The organism is Pseudochrobactrum sp. sp1633, from assembly GCF_030376605.1.
Lineage (GTDB): Bacteria > Pseudomonadota > Alphaproteobacteria > Rhizobiales > Rhizobiaceae > Pseudochrobactrum.
The window spans coordinates 1-15,495 of sequence record NZ_JARRAE010000003.1; the positions used below are offsets into that span (position 1 = coordinate 1).

At 46.8% G+C, this 15,495-nt stretch carries 18 protein-coding genes and 2 tRNA genes; 10 read left to right on the forward strand and 10 right to left on the reverse strand.

Going from position 1 to position 15,495, the window contains the following annotated elements:
* Positions 1 to 1,238, forward strand: a 1,238-nt coding sequence (locus tag P8H26_RS03845; protein ID WP_289631557.1) for a glycosyl hydrolase family 28-related protein, incomplete at its 5' end; no start/stop codon positions are given.
* Positions 1,239 to 1,367: 129 nt separating this feature from the next.
* Here P8H26_RS03845 and P8H26_RS03850 read toward each other — a convergent pair.
* Positions 1,368 to 3,002, reverse strand: coding sequence for an LTA synthase family protein (locus P8H26_RS03850; RefSeq protein WP_289631839.1), 1,635 nt, complete (start codon positions 3,000 to 3,002; stop codon positions 1,368 to 1,370).
* A 187-nt stretch (positions 3,003 to 3,189) separates the two neighbouring features.
* On the opposite strand from P8H26_RS03850, the gene P8H26_RS03855 reads away from it, so the two are divergent.
* Positions 3,190 to 3,330: a hypothetical protein gene (locus P8H26_RS03855; protein ID WP_289631558.1), complete on the forward strand. Its 141-nt coding sequence runs from the start codon at positions 3,190 to 3,192 to the stop codon at positions 3,328 to 3,330.
* A gap of 58 nt (positions 3,331 to 3,388) precedes the next feature.
* Here the strand turns inward: P8H26_RS03855 and P8H26_RS03860 are convergent, their stop codons facing one another.
* Positions 3,389 to 4,093, reverse strand: coding sequence for an outer membrane protein (locus P8H26_RS03860; RefSeq protein ID WP_289631559.1), 705 nt, complete (start codon positions 4,091 to 4,093; stop codon positions 3,389 to 3,391).
* Positions 4,094 to 4,283: 190 nt separating this feature from the next.
* Here P8H26_RS03860 and P8H26_RS03865 point away from each other — a divergent pair, with 190 nt between their 5' ends.
* The 3 genes from P8H26_RS03865 (at position 4,284) to P8H26_RS03875 (ending at position 5,683) form a co-directional block, all read left to right on the forward strand.
* Positions 4,284 to 5,036, forward strand: coding sequence for a glycoside hydrolase family 108 protein (locus P8H26_RS03865; RefSeq protein ID WP_289631560.1), 753 nt, complete (start codon positions 4,284 to 4,286; stop codon positions 5,034 to 5,036).
* A complete protein-coding gene (locus tag P8H26_RS03870; RefSeq protein WP_289631561.1) occupies positions 5,033 to 5,293 on the forward strand; it encodes a hypothetical protein in 261 nt (86 codons plus the stop codon). Before P8H26_RS03865 ends, P8H26_RS03870 begins: the two co-directional genes overlap by 4 nt.
* Positions 5,294 to 5,389: 96 nt before the next feature.
* Positions 5,390 to 5,683: a hypothetical protein gene (locus P8H26_RS03875; protein WP_289631562.1), complete on the forward strand. Its 294-nt coding sequence runs from the start codon at positions 5,390 to 5,392 to the stop codon at positions 5,681 to 5,683.
* On the opposite strand, the gene P8H26_RS03880 is transcribed toward P8H26_RS03875, so the two are convergent.
* From P8H26_RS03880 to P8H26_RS03915, 8 genes are all read right to left on the reverse strand, one after another.
* Positions 5,670 to 5,897 (reverse strand): hypothetical protein, encoded by a 228-nt coding sequence (locus P8H26_RS03880; protein ID WP_289631563.1) that lies wholly within the window; start codon positions 5,895 to 5,897, stop codon positions 5,670 to 5,672. The genes P8H26_RS03875 and P8H26_RS03880 overlap by 14 nt on opposite strands.
* 119 nt (positions 5,898 to 6,016) lie before the next feature.
* Entirely contained in the window at positions 6,017 to 6,226 is a 210-nt protein-coding gene (locus tag P8H26_RS03885; RefSeq protein WP_028233511.1) for a cold-shock protein, read from the reverse strand.
* Between the two features lie 307 nt (positions 6,227 to 6,533).
* Positions 6,534 to 6,710: a hypothetical protein gene (locus P8H26_RS03890; RefSeq protein ID WP_289631564.1), complete on the reverse strand. Its 177-nt coding sequence runs from the start codon at positions 6,708 to 6,710 to the stop codon at positions 6,534 to 6,536.
* A 279-nt stretch (positions 6,711 to 6,989) separates the two neighbouring features.
* A complete protein-coding gene (locus P8H26_RS03895; protein WP_289631565.1) occupies positions 6,990 to 7,244 on the reverse strand; it encodes a hypothetical protein in 255 nt (84 codons plus the stop codon).
* Positions 7,245 to 7,494: 250 nt separating this feature from the next.
* Positions 7,495 to 7,571: transfer RNA gene (locus P8H26_RS03900), tRNA-Arg, on the reverse strand.
* Positions 7,572 to 7,595: 24 nt separating this feature from the next.
* Entirely contained in the window at positions 7,596 to 7,901 is a 306-nt protein-coding gene (locus tag P8H26_RS03905) for an ETC complex I subunit (RefSeq protein WP_289631566.1), read from the reverse strand.
* A gap of 98 nt (positions 7,902 to 7,999) precedes the next feature.
* Positions 8,000 to 8,076: transfer RNA gene (locus P8H26_RS03910), tRNA-Pro, on the reverse strand.
* 227 nt (positions 8,077 to 8,303) lie between these two features.
* Positions 8,304 to 9,482, reverse strand: coding sequence for a cystathionine beta-lyase (locus P8H26_RS03915; protein WP_289631567.1), 1,179 nt, complete (start codon positions 9,480 to 9,482; stop codon positions 8,304 to 8,306).
* A 304-nt stretch (positions 9,483 to 9,786) separates the two neighbouring features.
* Here P8H26_RS03915 and P8H26_RS03920 point away from each other — a divergent pair, with 304 nt between their 5' ends.
* The 5 genes from P8H26_RS03920 to P8H26_RS03940 all read left to right on the forward strand — a co-directional run bounded on the left by P8H26_RS03920 (position 9,787) and on the right by P8H26_RS03940 (position 15,462).
* Positions 9,787 to 10,596 carry a phosphatase PAP2 family protein gene (locus P8H26_RS03920; protein WP_289631568.1) on the forward strand — a complete coding sequence of 270 codons (810 nt, stop codon included), beginning with the start codon at positions 9,787 to 9,789 and terminating at the stop codon, positions 10,594 to 10,596.
* A 316-nt stretch (positions 10,597 to 10,912) separates the two neighbouring features.
* Positions 10,913 to 11,944, forward strand: coding sequence for an amino acid ABC transporter substrate-binding protein (locus P8H26_RS03925; RefSeq protein ID WP_289631569.1), 1,032 nt, complete (start codon positions 10,913 to 10,915; stop codon positions 11,942 to 11,944).
* Between the two features lie 305 nt (positions 11,945 to 12,249).
* The gene (locus tag P8H26_RS03930; RefSeq protein WP_289631570.1) at positions 12,250 to 13,443 is read left to right on the forward strand and encodes an amino acid ABC transporter permease; all 1,194 of its coding nucleotides are present in this window, start codon (positions 12,250 to 12,252) and stop codon (positions 13,441 to 13,443) included.
* A 1-nt stretch (position 13,444) separates the two neighbouring features.
* Positions 13,445 to 14,599, forward strand: a complete 1,155-nt coding sequence (locus P8H26_RS03935) for an amino acid ABC transporter permease (protein ID WP_289631571.1) — start codon at positions 13,445 to 13,447, stop codon at positions 14,597 to 14,599.
* A 113-nt stretch (positions 14,600 to 14,712) separates the two neighbouring features.
* The gene (locus tag P8H26_RS03940) at positions 14,713 to 15,462 is read left to right on the forward strand and encodes an amino acid ABC transporter ATP-binding protein (protein ID WP_289631840.1); all 750 of its coding nucleotides are present in this window, start codon (positions 14,713 to 14,715) and stop codon (positions 15,460 to 15,462) included.
* The last annotated feature ends 33 nt before the right edge of the window (positions 15,463 to 15,495 follow it).

Below are 15,495 nucleotides of genomic sequence, written 5' to 3' on the forward strand. Positions count from 1 at the left end.
CCGGTTATTACGCCACCGGTGATGGTGGAGACGCGCTATATAAGCGTGTAATCTCTGAGCCTGCCCACGCAGGTAAAGTGCAGTCAGCAGATGGCGCGTGGTGGGAGCTATCTGAGGAAGAGCCTAGCGTAAAAATGTTCGGAGCTAAGGCTGATGGAGCTAACGATGACACGGCCTCTTTACAGGCGGCGATTGACTATTGTTCCGCAAAGTTTTCCGGGGGGATGGTCCGACTAGCTAACGGGGTTCACCTAATATCATCATCACTGATCTGGAAAGACCACGTTTCAATGAGGGGTGAAGGGCAGACATCAAGCACCATTAAAGCAACCGGGTCTATGGTGCGTATGATTAGCATGATAAATTTATGGTTGTCAGGTGTATCCTTGGAACGATTCAGGGTAGATGGGGTACAGGGGCAGACAGTTGGTCTTTATGTGGAGCAAACGGTGGTAGGAACAGGCGAGACCGTTGGTCATCTTCAAATGAGCGACGTGCAGTTTGTAAACCACTTGAATGGTTTGGATGGAGCGGGCGTGTTTGCCTTATTTGATAGTTCTCTTACCAAGGTAGATTTTATACAGTGTACTGGCGCGGGTGCCTTCATTCAGGGTTCAGGCATGAACTTCTATGGATGTACTTTTCGTGTGTGTGGAGACGGGGTTCGTATTGCCTATCTTGCTGGTGGTAGTATTGGAGGGCCTCGTTTTTTCGGCGGCGTGTGGGTTCAGAACAATTTTGATGTCACGTTTGACGGGTCCCTCATCCGCCCTTGTCAGTTTTATGGCTGTTGGATGGAGATGTGTAAAACCGGGGTGTTTGCTACCTATAATTCAGGAGGAGCGGTGAATTTTCTAGGAGTGAAGGTCGATGGCTGTCTATTCCAGCCGGATTCAACTTCTCCCGGAGCCGCCATTTGGAATGTGGCCTCCTTTAACGGTTCAGTCACTTTCTCCGACTGCGTTGTCGTAAATTCACCGTCCGTGAACGCCGACTTGCCCAACAGGTATTACAACCCGGGAGCGGGTGGGGTCCTTAGTGTGTCTAGTTCTGTTCGAACGAATGGGGCTGATTCGTGGCAAGTTTTGCCTGACTTCACCACGAACACACTCGTAAATATGAGGGGGGTATTTAGTGACCGGAAGTATCCAGACGATGCGTCTGCGGGGGCGGCTGGTCTTTTGCAAGGGGATATCTACTACAACACATCGACTGCATTTTTAACCATGAAAAACTAATGAAGCGCATGACACCTTTTAATTGGTAGATACAATACATCATCGTTAAGGTTTTTCCAGTCATCAGCTTTTATACTTAATAAAATCGTGCGGCATTAGGGCGTAGGTTAAATATTGATAAGGCAATATCTAAAGTTTTAGCAATGCAGCGGTGTAAACCCATCCTGGGATGGATGCGCTTAAATCAAGGTATTGCTCAGGTTCGTATTGCGTACATGCATCAGACGTAAAATTTGATACCGCATAATCGAAATTATAATATATTTTTGATATAGCGGATGGAAAACAGTAAAATGGTTTCCCATCAATACTGTGTTTTAGCGCACTTACTCTATTTTGATTGCTGTCCAGAACCCATATAGGCACATCGCCACGGATGTGGCTTGACTCATTAAGAAAAGGCGAAAGAGAGGGAAGAGCCGGTTTATGGTCTCCGTAGACTAATATCACTGTATCCGGCTTAATCCTCTTGATTTTTTGAATGAACTCCACGAGGTCTTCAACGGTTGCTTTCATCTTACTTATGTAAGATCCATGCCCATTATCACCATTGACTTCGTCATAAGGACCGTGACCATGAACTGTAGCTAAGTGTAAAAAAATATTTTTGTTGTTAGAAGCCACAATTCTGTCTAACGCAAAATCGAATAGAACCTTATCTCTAGGAAATCCATTGGGATAGTTCATAGGAGGGGGCATGTCTTCTAACCCAAAGAACTGGTTAAAACCTAACCGAGGCTCTACTCTGTTCCGGAACCAAAAGCTTCCATCGTGATTATGCAGCGATTCAGTATGAATGTCATTTTCTGCGAGTATGCTTGGAAGTGTTACAGTGTTTTTGCGTAATAAGTCCCTATATTCCTGATAGATTATACCTCCAACTGAACCATTAAGAGTTGGGAGTCCTGTCAAAATTTCAAACGAGGAGTTAACGGTACCTCCCCCAAAGATAGGGGAAATCCCCCGCATACCAATCATGCCCTCTTTGGTTAAGGGGTCAAACTCATCAGAGAAAAGCTGATCATCGTGCCAGCATGACTCACAAAGAATCGCAATGAATGTATTAGTAGCCGCATTAATAGAGGGCTTTTCAGCAAGTTGATTGAATAATTCTGCTTGTGCTTTGGTTGGCTTATCAGGGATCGGTCTCTGTCCGGTTTGAATTAGATGTAATAATAAACCATTTGCATTTGCATTATGCTGCCATACAGCTGCATAATATTTTAATGATCCGTTTTGTTGGTAATAAGAAACTAACTGTGAAATTACCTGATATGAGAGTATTAGTGAAGATACGCAGACGACTGCTAGTAGTCGTTTAAGGTTACTCATTTTTAACATTCTAAATATCATGTAGAAAAATAATGAAATTAATGATATTAATATTAATATAATAAAAAATTTTGGTGCGTATTTCGCGGCTATAGAAATGTGGTTAATATGACTAATATCACCAAGTATAAGAGGTTCACCAGTGGCAATTAATTTTAATTTTGATGTTTTGTATATGGCGTAGATGCTCCCTGATAGTATCAGGAAGCTGGGTATAGGGGTGATTACTATAGACAGTAAGGAGTAAATAGCTACCCAAATTGTGATACTTGCGTAGTAAGGGAAGCTATCGATTAGCGCTCTGCTTTCGGCGTCACGTGGAAAATTAAAACGTTCAAATGCCAGCGCCGTGAATACTAAGAATATAAAGAGCCAAGTGTCTTTTCTTCTGGAAAATAAATAAGTGATAAATTTGTCATAAAACTGTAACATTTCTCGCAATTAGCATAGAAATCTTACATTGTCATTTCCAATAAGTGCAACTTTGATTGTTTGTAAAAATAGGCGGAATAGTCTGAATTTCTTTCCCCTCCTGACGGTCGAAGGTCAGAGCAGGATGGTTTAGGGGCAAGAGGATTTTGCGCTTCGACGTGGACACTAATATACCGCCATTCTGGCAATGGGTGATGAAGCTGTAATCGAGTGGCAGGACGCTTCTGAATACCTGCGTTTGCACCCATTACTCAACGAAGTGGCAGCGCATCTGTCATTAACGCAGGAGCAGGTTGATGTAATGTGGCAGCAGGCGTTAAGCGCTTAAAACGAAAACAGCCCCAGACGTTGATCTGAGGCTGCAATGCAGTTCCGAATACAAAGAATTAGAACTTGTAGTTCAAGCCAACGCGCACAGTGTGGAACTGAGATTTAGCTTCGCCGATACGAACATCGCGCACACCATCATAAGCATCGAGTTTCAGCTTACCAAGGTCAGTGTACAGATATTCTGTTTTAAGCGTCACGTTGTTTGTGATTGCATATTCTGCACCGGCACCAACAGTGTAGCCAACTTTGGTGTCAGACTGAGACGAGCCACCCATGTAATCGTTCGCATAGGTTTTAACTTTACCATATGCAACACCACCAGTTGCGTAGACCATAAAGCGGTCAACCGGTGTGTAACCAAGACGGACACGTGTTGTACCGAACCAGCTTACCTTTGTTCCGAGGTTCACCAATGTACCGCCTGGGACACTGACATCAAAATCGGATTTTACGCCGGAGCCTTGAATATCAGTTTCAATACCAACAACTGCCTGGTCAAACTGCCAGTTATAACCGGCCTGAACACCGCCGATAAAACCACTGGCATTACCTTTGAGTGACAGGTCGCCAAGCAATTCGTTGAAATCAGTTTTGAATTTTCCGCCTGCATAACCGGCATTCACACCGATATAACCACCTGTCCAAGAGAAGGTGTCAACCACAACTGGTGCTGGTTCGTTATAAACTACGGCATCGGCGGCCATAGCGGAGCTGGTGAACAAAAGTGCGGCGGATGCTGCAAGGGTAAGGCTTTTAAACATATTGATCTCCCAAAAGATGATTCTTGAGTTATTTTCTACACTGGCAAGTGAAAAATAGCTGTTACATGACAGCAACAGTCATGTGAAAACGCATATTCATTTGTCTGTAGCAGTTAAGCTTTGTAATTATTATTTTCAACAATGAACTGATGCCTCGCTTTTGCGGGGCTTTTTTTATGAAAGGAACGCTATGCGTGAGACCTTAACGACCGCGCTTGACCTGATGTTTGGTCATGAGGGCGGATATGTGAATAATCCGAAAGACCCGGGCGGTGCCACGAAGTACGGCATCACACACAGGACATTGGCCGCTCACCGTGGTGTTGCCAGCGTTACACCTGCACAGGTCAAAGCACTCACCAAGGAAGAAGCTGCAAAGATTTATCGGCGCTCCTATTGGGTGCAATCCGGCGGCGATCTGCTTCCGGTTGGCATTGACTTCATGGCTTTTGACTATGGTGTGAACAGTGGCCCAGCACAGGCGATTAAATCGCTACAACGGATTGTTGGCGTGACGGCTGATGGTATTGTCGGCGCTCATACCGTTGCGGCTGTGAAGGCATATAAGGGCGATCTGATCGCCGCTTATGCGGCGGAGCGTCTTCGGTTCATGAAGACATTGAAAACTTGGCCGGTGTTTGGTCGGGGTTGGCAAAAGCGGGTGATCAGTGTGGAGGCGCAATCACGTCAGCTCATACGGGGATTCCAAGTAAATACCGATGTGAATACTTCCTCGGCTAAGGCCAACCCCAAAGATCAATCTCTCATGGAAACATTTAAAAAGCCAGAGGCATGGGCATCAATTGGCGGCCTTTTATCCGGTCTTGGCGGTATGGCTTCCGGCTCGGGTCCGATCCAATGGGCGCTTGCAATTATCATGGTCGGAGCATTTGCCACCGGTGTTTATTTCCTCATCAAGCGCATGCAGGATCAGGCGGCATGAAGATCAACTTTCAACACATCACTGGTGCGGTTATCGGAGGGGCAGTTTCAGGCCTCTTTTTTTATGCGCTCGGGCAACATGACGGCAAACAGGATGCGGCATTAAAAGCTGCTCAAGCTGTCACACAGGCAATTCAGAACAGGGCAGGGATTAATGAGACAATCGAAAATTTGGACAGCGTTGCTCTGTGTGTTGAGCTTGGCGGGATGTCAGACCAGTGCGAACAATTGCGCGGGATGGCAGAAAATCAGCCTTAAACCGGAAACCGCTGTCTATATGGCAGGTAATGACCAGAGCGCGGGCAAAGGCATTGCCGGTCACAATGCCTACGGAAACAAGGCGGGGTGCTGGTAATGTCGCCAACAGAGAATGATTTCGATCTTCGTTCCCGCGTTGTAAATCTTGAGCAGCAGCTGACCGGTATTCTCCCGCGCCTTGTGGTTCTGGAGAAGTTTCAGGTTCAGTCTGAAATCGCAGGTGCACGCAAAGATGAGCAGTGGAAGCACATGGACAACCGGTTCAATGATCTGGAAAAGAAGATATCCGGTGTGAGTGATACTCTGGCGAAGGTCGTTTGGCTTATAATAAGCGCTCTGATCCTTGGAGTTGTCAGCTTCATGCTAAAGGGTGGTTTTAATGTGCCTTAACGATACTCGTGGGTTTCGTTTTCTTTGTTTTTAACGGTGGAGTGATCGCCGCTTGAGCAAGTCTTTGTGCTTTTAATCGCGCGGTCTTCTCATCACGAAGTTTCACACTTTCTTCGATTTCATCGGAGATACGTGCATGAACACTGCTTTGAAGTTGTGTTTTCTCAAAGGCAATTTCTGCATTTTGACGTAATAAGCTATGCATTGATTTCATCTGGTAGCCAATCTTGATGTGAGAAATAAAAAAGGCCAGACAAAAATGCCTGACCTCTCATTATGTGTATTCTCTCCAGTGCCAGTACATCCGTGGTCAAAGGAGTGAGTTACACCAAGTTATGCTGCTTGCAGATTGCAAGCTGACATTTTGCCTGACTTATTATCACGCTCAAGGTCGTAACCGAGCTTCTGGCCTTCAACGATTTCACGCATGCCAGCGCGTTCAACGGCTGAAATGTGAACAAATACGTCTGCATTGCCGTTGTCAGGCTGAATGAAGCCGAAGCCTTTTGTGGAATTAAACCATTTAACTGTGCCGGTGGTCATAATGAACCCTTTCATAGCAACATAAGGTGCTCATAACGCAGGATAGCGTTACGAGTATGATAGCGATTTTTGAGATGAAAGGTTCGTTAAGGGCGCAGATGCTGCGCAAAAAGCAAAGCTAAACAAGTAAAATATCGATAACACCAATATGGACTATTAATATTTTTTGTCAATCATTAGTTTTTAATTCTATTTATATCAATTTTAAGTTGTGGTTGAATTTAAGCAGTACGACCCAATATGAGTTGGTCAATCCCTCATGTTGGAGAATTAAAACAGCAGTCTATAGAGCGTCAGTATATGTAAGTCACTTAACTGCTTTATTGCCGTCCTCTTTGTGGTCAAAGCAGAACCATTCGACGCCATACCGGCCGTTAAATCCCCAGCCACCCCATTTCTTACAACCCTCGTGCATACACCAGTGGATATAGAGTGCCTCCTGTTTGGCCGGTTTGTTTTCCCATGGCGGGGTATCATCGCTCATTGTGCTGAGTCCTTATTCAAAACAATCTCCTCATACCGTCATCTTCCTGATAAATAAAGTACGATCCCTGTAGATCGACCTGACCAGCAAGTATATCCACGCTACTGATGCCGCGATAACCGCAGACATGGCACCTCATTCGACGTGGCATAGTGAGTATTTCTGTTTCTTCCCCGCACATCATGGCCATGAATCGCGACGGTATATCTCTGACCCGTCCACACCCTCCACAGGTCAGGCGCAGCAGGTCAAGATGACTTAAGCTGCGTAAAGTTGGCATCATGCCAGCCCTCCGGTAAAGCCGGACATTTCATCCATCCGAACCATAGCCATGCGCATCTGACCTTTGCAGCCTCGTGCTTTGCATCGGGCGCGTTTCTCTATTTCATCCAGATAGAGCTGTTCACGACCTTTGGCTGTGCAGATCGTGGCCTTGTTAATGTAAACAAGCCTGCTGCATTTTTTACAGATCATTTCCAGCTTTTGAGTGTCAGATAAATCACTGACCCTGTAATTGGTTTTCCAGTTGCCCATTTAGGCGCACTCCTCCGTGGCGCAAACGAGTGCGCAAAAGCAGGGTAAAAGTTTTAATAATTACTAATTTGTTCTACAAATGTTCTCAAAACGCGAAAGAGTCAACAGGGATTATTCATGGCCTGACAGAGCTGTGAATTGTTAATGTGGGGTGGTGACCGTGAGAACAGAAAATGAATAAAAATGTAAACCGGTAGAAAAAAGCTGTAAACCAGCCTTTGCTATACTATCAATAAGGTATTGATTTATATGGCGATCCCGACTGGATTCGAACCAGTGACCGTCGGCTTAGAAGGCCGGTGCTCTATCCAGCTGAGCTACGGGACCGCATATTTCTGAAGCGGTTTTAAATCAATGAGTCCAAGGCTGCTGACGGTCTGAACGGAAATTATCCGTATAGGAGACCTTGCGGCGTTTGGCTTCTTTAGGTTCTTCAATCCGGTATGGAATGCCATATTTCTGCGTATAAGCGAGGGCTTCTTCGAGGCTCTCAAAGCTCATGCGGATCTGGCTCTTCATATCGCTGGAAGAAGTATAACCCATCAGCGGCTCAATTTTACGGGCCACTTCAGGCTCATATTCCAGAAGCCAGGCTTCGGTTTTAGCTTTACCGGATTGCATGGCTGTCTTGGCTGGACGATAAATACGGGCTACCATATTCATATACCTCAGGGCACAAAAGCGACCGTCAAATCTTATGATTGCTGGTCTGTTAAACTGACGACAAAATTCACTAAAATATTCAGTACTTGTCATGGTCGGAGCGAGAGGATTCGAACCTCCGACCCCCTGATCCCAAATCAGGTGCGCTACCAGGCTGCGCTACGCTCCGTTATCCTCAAAGGACAAGATGTTGTCTAGAATTTTCAGTGCAGGAGTGCAAGAGGCAAATCAGCACTTGCCTTCAAAAATGCATGAATGTCACATGATAAAAGCGAAGACAAAGCCACTGTTTTGTCTTCGCTTTTAGAAAATTTAGGCCATTGCAGATTGCAGAGCTCGCAAGAAGCTCTGCTGAATTGCTTTTTAAGTCTGACAGCCCTGATGAAACAGGCAGCTTTATCCCGCTGAGATTGTGGTGAGTCCCTGTTGCAGGTCATTGATCAGATCTTGCGTATCTTCAAGCCCGATCTGCAGACGGATAACAGGGCCTTCATAAGTATGTGCAGCAACTGTACGGTCACCCAGATTCACATGGACTGCCAGACTTTCATAGCCACCCCACGAATAACCGAGGCCGAATAGTTTCAGGCTGTCGAGCAGTTTGTGAGCCTCTTCCTTACCACCCGACGCGAGCACAATGGAGAAGACGCCGCTGGCACCTTTGAAATCACGTTTCCACAGCGCATGATCAGGATGACTTTCGAGAGCAGGGTGCAGAACGCGGGCAACCTGCGGTTGCTGTTCCAGCCAGCGGGCAATGGTCAAAGCGCTTTGCTGATGGTGGTTAAGGCGAAGTCCCATGCTGCGTAAGCCGCGCAGAATTTGATACGCATCATCGGAATTTACACACATGCCCAGCGCTGTGTAGGAGTCTTCCAGTTGCTTCCAGTGCTTTTCATTGGCGGAAATCATTCCGAACAGCACATCCGAATGACCGGAAGGATATTTCGTGCCGGCATGAATTGTAATGTCCACACCGTAATCAAGCGCTTTAAAGTAGAGCGGTGTTGCCCAGGTATTATCCATCATGACAACGATATCATGTGCGTGGGCAGCTTTTACGATTGCCGGAATGTCCTGAATTTCAAATGTGTTGGAGCCCGGTGATTCTGTGAAGACAACACGGGTATTCGGACGGATCAGAGTGGCAATATCCGCACCGATATGCGGCGGGTAATATTCAACTTCAATGCCAAAGCCTTTGAGCATGCTGTTCGCAAAGCGGCGTGTCGGATGATAAATTGTATCAACAAAAAGAATGTGATCGCCTTGCTTCAGGAATGCGAGCAGGGGAACGGACACTGCGGCCAGACCAGAGGGAACCAATAATGTACCTGCGGAGCCTTCAAGCTGGTCAATAGCGTTGCACAAGGCATCTGTCGTTGGCGTGCCGTGCGTGCCATAGGTGTATTTCTGGTTTTCGGATGCCATTGTTCCGGCATCAGGAAAGAGAACGGTGGAGGCGCGCACAACCGGCGGGTTTACAAAACCGTGATACTCATGAGGATCGTTACCGCAATGCGTGAGTATCGTATTGATACCCAAATCCCTTGTTGCCTTTCCTGAAGTGACCATAAAAACGCCTCCTGCTGCCTGTTTAGTCTGTATCATGTTGTGTGAGTCTGAGTTGGGCAGGGCTGAGAACGGAATCGATCTGTCAGAAAAAAGTATAAAATTTCAACAGGTTAATCTGTCCGTGGTTCATCTCTGTCCAGATTCTGAGAATAGACGATGAGACTAGAGCATAAACCTTGTTTTTTGCCGAGAGCATTATGCTTTTAAAAAGCGAAGCAGCCGAAGTAATTTGGCGCATAAAGAAAATTAAGTCAGAGTTACAATAGATAAATATTGTCTGACACAATTCCGGTGTGAGTGTTTGATGAGTTTACAATACGAGTTTTCAGAATTTAAAACGGCGCTGAAAACAGGCTTTATGCGGCGCACAACAGAGCAAAAAGCTGTTGCTGAGCCAAAATTATGGCTCCCTGTTATATCCGTTGCGGTGCTCATAACGATTGTTGTTGCCGGACTAGTCGTGCCTTTTGACGGGAACTTGTCCCGTCTTGCTGTTTCAATTGATTGGCTTCCGATACAGCTATTGAAAAAGTTGACTAATCTGGTTCTGGCCGCACCTTATGTTGTGTTGTTTACCCTCGTTATTGTGACGGTATTGATCGTGCGATGGCGGATGCGGGGGCAGGAGGGATTTCGTCTGAAAATTCCGGAAGCGATGCATAACTATAATCGTCTGGGTTCAGTTGCGGGCCATAGCCTGTTTGCCATTTCAGCGATTCTCGGTGCCGGACTGATTGTGAATATTCTGAAATATATTGTAGGCAGACCACGACCGTTTTTGATTGATGCAGTGGGGCCATTTGGCTTCAAACCTTTTGATTTCAGTCATGCCTATGTCAGCTTCCCGTCCGGTCATGCGTGCACGGCTGCGGTGCTCGCAACATTGCTGGCGCTTTGGTTCCCTCGTTACCGGATTTTTGCCTATGCCGGACTGGCTTTGATTGCCTCAAGCCGGGTTTTTGTGCAGGCACATTATCCCAGCGATGTCTTGATCGGCTTCGGAATCGGTACCGTTACAACTTTGATTCTGGCTCGTTTTTTAGCGCAGTCCGGTTTATTATTTCGCTTAAACTGCGGGCAGGTGCTTCCTGAACTTAAGTACAAAGCAGGGTAAAAACTACGCATCCGTCGCACAAATACGCAGTTTCAACGAAGCGGATAAACAGCTCTTCATTTCACATAAACAATTTTTCGTGTTTGCAGGCTTGACCCGCGGAAAATAATAGCTTTCGATAGACACAGTTTTAATTGCATGCCGTCTCCGCGATTGCGGGTCGCAGGCTGAACTGAACGGCGGAGACCGGAGGTTAAGTCTGTAGAGACAAGAGTAATATCCGTGCAAATCTATTGATTTGTCCGGACATGACAGAATGCCGAAATTAATTTTTGAATACGATTATAAATTAAACGATAAAGAGGGTGAGCATCACATGAAAAAAACGACTTTAATCCAATTGGCTGGTCTGGCTGCTTTGACTTTTACTGCTTCTGCAGCAACGGCTGGCACACTGGACGATGTTAAGAAAAAAGGCTTTGTGCAATGCGGTGTGAACACCGGTCTGCCGGGCTTTGCTGCGCCGGATAATAAAGGCGAATGGTCCGGTTTTGATGTGGATTACTGCCGTGCGGTAGCATCTGCTATTTTCGGTGATAAAACGAAAGCTAAATTCACCCCGCTGAATGCTAAAGAGCGCTTTACCGCCCTGCAGTCTGGTGAAATCGATATTCTTATCCGTAATACAACCTGGACAATCAGCCGTGATACATCACTGGGGCTGGAATTTGCCGGTGTGAACTATTTTGATGGCCAGGGCTTTATGGTCAACAGCAAGAAACTTCCGGATATCAAATCAGCGTTGCAGCTTTCCGGCGCATCAATTTGCGTTCAGGCTGGCACAACAACTGAAATGAATATGGCCGATTACTTCAAATCCAATAAAATGGAATATAATCCGGTTGTATTTGAAAAAATCGAAGAAGCGAATGCTGCTTATGACAGCGGTCGCTGCGATGCCTATACAACGGACCAGTCCAGCCTTTATGGCGTGCGTCTGGCGCTTTCCAACCCGGATGACCATGTTGTGCTTCCGGAAATTATTTCCAAAGAGCCATTCGGTATTGTTGTCCGTCAGGGTGATGCCCAATGGGCTGATGTGGCACGCTGGGTGCACAATGCGCTGCTGAACGCTGAAGAAGCAGGCATTACACAGGCTAATGTTGAAGAGATGAAAAAGTCTGATTCACCAGAAATCAAACGTATGCTCGGAACAGAGGCTGAAACCAAGATTGGTATCGATCTGGGTCTGGAAAATGACTGGGTTGTAAAGATCGTTAAAAATGTCGGCAATTACGGCGAGATTTTTGAACGTAATATCGGAACAACCAGCCCGCTGAAGATTGCACGCGGCATCAATGCATTGTGGACCAAAGGTGGTCTGCAATACGGTATACCTATCCGTTGATTTTAAGACTATAATGCAAGAGGGCAGCTGCATCACATTATGTGATGCAGACTGGCCTTTTGTATCTGAATTGCAGACTTAATCATTTTAGCGTTCCATTCTGCATAGGCATTCATGTCTATGAGAGTGCAATAAAAACAATAAGATAGCTGATTTGTGATATCGGTGTTGACGGTATTACCTCAGACTGGCCAAATATTCCTGCTGCATTTTTCACCAAGGTACAATTGGTGCTGAGGACGAAGACAGACAGCAGACATTTCAAATATCTGGTCAAATATCTGACAGCGGGGAATGAGGTGCGCATGGCAGATCAAGGTGTCGTAACCGGCAAGCGACAGGAAACGCGGGTTTCCCTCCTGAATAATCCGAAAATGCGCGGATTATTTTATCAGGCAGTGGTTTTTATTTCCGTTTTTGGTTTGGTTTATTGGATAATAGGTAATACGGCGGCTAACCTGCAAAAACTGAACATTGCTTCAGGTTTTGATTTTTTAAAAAGCCGCGCCGGCTTTGATGTCAGCCAGTCATTGATCAGTTATGACGCAGATTCAAATTATGCGCGCGCTTTTCTGGTTGGGCTTCTCAATACACTTTATGTAGCGGTTTTAGGGATCATCACAGCCTCGGTGATCGGATTTCTGGTCGGTATCGGCCGTCTTTCTGGCAACTGGCTGATCGCTAAAATCTGTACAATCTATGTCGAAATTTTTCGTAACATCCCGCCATTGCTGGTTATCTTTTTCTGGTATTTCGGCGTTCTGGCCGTTTTGCCGGAGGTGCGGGGTAGTTATGCGCTGCCGCTTGGAACATATCTGAACAAACGCGGCTTTTTCTTCCCGTCCATGATTTGGGGAGAGAAAGCATGGCTCACACTGGCGGTTTTCATACTGGCGCTCGTTGCGGCTTTTGTTTTGCATCGCTGGGCGCGTGCACGCCAAATCAGAACCGGACAGATTTTCCCGTTCTGGCGCTATGCTTTTGCTTTGGTTCTAGGGCTTCCGCTTCTCACATTTTTGATCACCGGAATGCCGGTCAGTTTTGATATGCCGACACTTGGCTCTTTCAATCTGACAGGCGGGACACAGGTTAAGCCGGAGTTTCTGGCGCTTTATCTGGCGCTGTCCTTTTATACAGCGTCCTTTATCGCTGAAACTGTGCGTGGTGGTATTAAAGGGGTCAATAAAGGGCAGTCTGAAGCTGCTGCCGCCCTTGGTTTGCGCAGACCGCAGGCGATGCGGCTGGTTGTAGTGCCGCAGGCGATGCGGATTATTATTCCGCCGCTCTCGAGCCAGTATCTCAATCTTACCAAAAACTCGTCTCTGGCCATTGCCATCGGTTATCCTGATCTGATGGCGGTAGGCGGCACAGTGCTCAATCAGACAGGGCAGGCAGTTGAGGTGGTTGCAATCTGGATGGTCGTTTATCTGGGGATCAGCCTTGTTACTTCCGGCTTGATGAACTGGTTCAACGCAAAAATGGCATTGGTGGAGCGGTAAGATGACAAATACTGGCTTGCATTACGTTCGCTCCCAAATGGTTGATCCGATGCCGGCTCCTGCCAATCAGAAGGGAATTGCGTCATGGCTGAGAGAAAATCTGTTTTCTTCGGTCAAAGATTCGATCCTGACGATTATGGGGCTGTCACTGATTGTCTGGTTTTTACCGGGACTGATTAACTGGCTGTTTGTGAATGCGGTATGGACGGGAACTGACCGCACATTCTGCACGACTGCCGTGCAGGGTGGTTTGCAGCCCGATGGCTGGTCCGGCGCATGCTGGGCTTTTGTCGATGCCAAACTCCAGCAATTCCTCTACGGGCGTTATCCGGTAGATGAACGCTGGCGGGTGCAGCTTGTGGCACTGGTTTTTGTGCTCCTGCTTATCCCTATGCTGATCGGTAAGCTGCCGCATAAAATGCTGAACGCATTTTTGCTGTTTATCGTCTTTCCGGTTTTCACATATTTTCTGCTGGTTGGCGGCTCCTTTGGCTTGCCTCATGTTGAAACATCACTCTGGGGCGGTCTTCTTGTCACGCTGATCCTTTCCGTTGTCGGGATCTCTGTATCTCTGCCGATGGGGATTTTGCTGGCTCTGGGGCGGCGCTCCAATATGCCGGTTATCAAGGCACTGTGCGTGATCTTTATTGAGGTTATCCGTGGTGTGCCGCTGGTGGCTCTGTTGTTTATGGCCAGCGTGATGCTGCCACTCTTCATGCCGCCAGGCACCAGCTTTGATAAATTTTTGCGGGCACTTGTCGGCGTGTCGCTGTTCGCTTCGGCCTATATGGCTGAGGTTATCCGCGGCGGTTTGCAGGCTATCCCTGCGGGGCAGTATGAGGGTGCGGATTCACTCGGCCTGCGATATTGGCAGAAAACATTGTTTATTATTCTGCCACAAACGCTGAAACTTGCTCTGCCGGGCATTGTAAATACGTTTATCGGCTTGTTCAAAGACACAAGTCTTGTTTACATTATCGGTATGTTCGACCTGCTTGGAATCGTCAGGCAGAATTTTTCGGATGCCAGTTGGGCAACACCACAGACACCGGCAACGGGTCTTGTCTTTGCCGGATTTGTCTTCTGGATTTTCTGTTTCTGTATGTCGCGATATTCGTTATATATGGAACGAAGGCTGGATACGGGCCATCGGTAATAAATTGGGAAAATCATCCGTGATTTAAGTCACGGATGATCAGTGAGGAAATAAGAATGAGCATGCAATCGGGCGCTTTGCTGAAGCCGACCGCTGAAGAAACGGGAGCAATTATGGAAATATCCAAAACCGATGTGGCAGTCGATATTGTCGGAATGCATAAATGGTATGGTGAATTCCATGTGCTGCGCGACATTAATCTGCGGGTGATGCGTGGGGAGCGCATTGTCGTTGCAGGACCATCCGGCTCCGGTAAATCAACGATGATCCGTTGCATCAACCGCCTTGAAGAGCATCAGAAAGGCCAGATCATTGTCGATGGCAAAGAGCTTAGCAATGATCTGAAAAAGATTGACGAAGTGCGCCGCGAAGTCGGTATGGTTTTCCAGCATTTCAATCTCTTCCCGCATCTGACAATTCTTGAAAATTGTACGCTTGCTCCGATCTGGGTTCGCAAAATGCCGAAGAAAAAGGCAGAAGAAATTGCGATGCATTATCTGGAACGCGTGAAGATTCCGGAACAGGCCAATAAATATCCGGGTCAGCTTTCCGGTGGACAGCAGCAGCGTGTGGCGATTGCCCGCTCCCTTTGCATGAATCCGCGTATTATGCTGTTCGATGAGCCGACCTCAGCTCTTGATCCTGAAATGATCAAAGAAGTGCTGGATACAATGGTTGGTCTGGCGGAAGAAGGCATGACCATGATCTGCGTAACCCATGAAATGGGCTTTGCACGTCAGGTTGCCAATCGCGTGATCTTCATGGATCAGGGACAGATTGTGGAGCAGAATTCACCAGCTGAATTCTTTGATAATCCGCAGCATGAACGTACAAAACTCTTCCTCAGCCAGATTCTGCATTAATCAGTTCTGTACTTTGAATAAAAAACACCCGCA